Origin of the sequence: Streptococcus sp. HMSC066E07 (assembly GCF_001814695.1) — a bacterium.
Classification (GTDB): Bacteria; Bacillota; Bacilli; order Lactobacillales; family Streptococcaceae; genus Streptococcus; species Streptococcus hominis.
This window is the reverse complement of the sequence record NZ_KV817449.1, coordinates 1-911: the sequence shown is the minus strand read 5'-3', so window position 1 is coordinate 911 and position 911 is coordinate 1. Positions and strand designations below refer to the sequence as shown.

Here is a 911-nt window from a genome sequence, read left to right as displayed (position 1 = left end):
TCAAAATAGCTCAAATTATAAGCCAATAGGATTTGTTCAATCCTCAGTTGTAGTCCAGCTACTCCTCTGGCGAAGGTGTGTTCCATATCAAAGAGAGCACATAACTCAGAAAAGCGCGTTTCAATGGTTCGCCTCATAGCCAGTAATCTCCCATTGTTATGCTGGCTCGCGCTTCCCATATTCTGACGTAAGGGCGTCCATAAATGATACCCTCTCTGTTTCAACCGATCTTTAAGAGTCTGGCTGAGATAACCTAAATCTGCTAAAATCACAGATTGTTGGCAGCCTTCCAATAAATCCTCCACCGCTTTGATATCATGAACAGAAGCTGAGGTGACAATATAGTTCAGAATATAGCCAGATAAGGTAACGAGCATGTAAACTTTGAAACCGTAAAACCACTGGTGTTTTGACGCATTGTAGCCAATGTCTGCCACTCCTTCGAAAATACTTGCTCTATGGTTGCGAACAGACTGACAAAGTGGTAGAGGGAAACTGTCCATGATAACCATATTATTAGAGGGCGCTTGGTCATTCATCGCTTGTCGAATGAGTTGTAGCAACCAAATCAACTGTCTTGAGCGACGATTAAAGCGACTTCTTTCAAGCAGTCGACCACAGGGAAATAGTTGGCAGATTCGGTGAAAATGACGTTGCGATTTGATTCCTAGTTCAGCTTGCAATAACAGTAGGACTAATAGAGATTCATCCGAAACTTTTGACAAGCTGACATTATGACGATGTTTCAATGAATCGGGGCAATAATCCCGATAAAGCTGATGACAAATTTTGGATAATTGCTTCATATTCCATTGTAAATGATGGGATTTAGCGATATACTGTAAGTGTCTCATTGGGACAACCTCCTGTTTGTTTCGTCACTTACAGTATAGTCCAAATGGGCTTTTTAT

At 41.3% G+C, this 911-nt stretch carries 1 protein-coding gene; it reads right to left on the bottom strand.

The genetic code is table 11. From position 1 onward, the window contains the following. Window positions 1–854: IS982 family transposase (locus tag HMPREF2984_RS06330; RefSeq protein ID WP_070670812.1), on the bottom strand; the 854-nt coding region annotated here is incomplete at its 3' end. Window positions 855–911 lie beyond the last annotated feature (57 nt).